Genomic DNA, 1,173 nt, shown 5'->3' with positions numbered 1-1,173 from the left:
CGCTTAGTGGTTACTTTTATTTTGGCTTAAAGATTAAAAACCTTACCACTAAGGCCCTAAGGACCACTAAGAAAAAAAGATGGTGAAAAGATAAAACCGGACCTAGGTTTTCCTTAGTGTTCTCTGTGAAGCGCAGCGCTTAGTGGTTGGTTTTGTTTTTGGGTTAAAGATAAAAAACCTTACCACTAAGGCACTAAGAATCACCGAGAAAAGCAAAATATGGTGAAAGATAAAACCGGACCTAGGCTTTCCTTAGTGTTCTCTGTGGAAGCGCAGCGCTTAGTGGTTGGTTTTGTTTTTTGGATTAAAAGATTAAAACCTTACCACTAAGGCACTAAAAACCACTAAGAAAAGAAAAATATGGTTAAAAGATCAAACCGAACCTAGGTTTTCCTTTGTGTTCTCTGTGGAAGCGCAGCGCTTAGTGGTTTCTTTAAGTCTTAATAAGGAGAAAGTATATGAGTTTTCAAGATCTATCATATCGAGTGATTGGATGTGCTATCGAGGTACATCAATATTTGGGACCAGGTTTATTGGAGTCTGCCTATGAAAAATGTTTGGTTTATGAGCTTTCAAAAAATAATATTCCTTTTCAACAGCAGTTGGCTTTACCTATTCAATATAAATCCATGGAAATTGATTGTGCTTATCGATTAGATTTTGTGATTGCAAAAGAGCTTATATTGGAGCTTAAGAGTGTTAATCATTTGACTGCTATTCACCAAGCTCAAATTCTTACTTATATGAAGTTGGCAAATATAAGTACTGGATTATTAATTAACTTTAATGAGTTAATTTTAAAAAATGGTATTAAGGGTTTTAAAATTTAAAAGATACATTATTTTAGGGCTTATCTTCGTGTTTTCTGTGAAGTGTAGCGCTTAGTGGTTACTTTTGGTTTTTTGTTTAAAAGATCAAAAGATTAAAAACCTTACCACTAAGGCACTAAAAACCACTAAGAAAAGAAAAATATGGTTAAAAGATCAAACCGAACCTAGGTTTTCCTTTGTGTTCTCTGTGGAAGCGCAGCGCTTAGTGGGTGGTTTTGTTTTTGGGTTAAAGATTAAAAGCTTGACCACTAAGGCACTAAGAATCACTAAAAAAATAAAAATATAGTGAAAAGATCAAACCGAACCTAGGTTTTCCTTTGTGTTCTCTGTGGAAGCGCAGCGC

At 34.8% G+C, this 1,173-nt stretch carries 1 protein-coding gene; it reads left to right on the top strand.

The window, feature by feature from the left end:
* Nucleotides 1-458: 458 nt before the first annotated feature.
* The gene (locus tag V6256_RS15105; RefSeq protein WP_341599096.1) at nucleotides 459-830 is read left to right on the top strand and encodes a GxxExxY protein; all 372 of its coding nucleotides are present in this window, start codon (nucleotides 459-461) and stop codon (nucleotides 828-830) included.
* Nucleotides 831-1,173: the final 343 nt, after the last annotated feature.

Origin of the sequence: Psychromonas aquatilis (genome assembly GCF_038155185.1) — a bacterium.
GTDB classification, from domain to species: Bacteria; Pseudomonadota; Gammaproteobacteria; order Enterobacterales; family Psychromonadaceae; genus Psychromonas; species Psychromonas aquatilis.
Note: the sequence above shows the minus strand (reverse complement) of the source record. Positions and strands in the feature narration are given on the sequence as shown.

What these genes read in the sequence shown, in the direction of transcription:
- V6256_RS15105 (WP_341599096.1), top strand. Translation starts at nt 459, where the DNA reads ATGAGTTTTCAAGATCTATCATATCGAGTGATTGGATGTGCTATCGAG.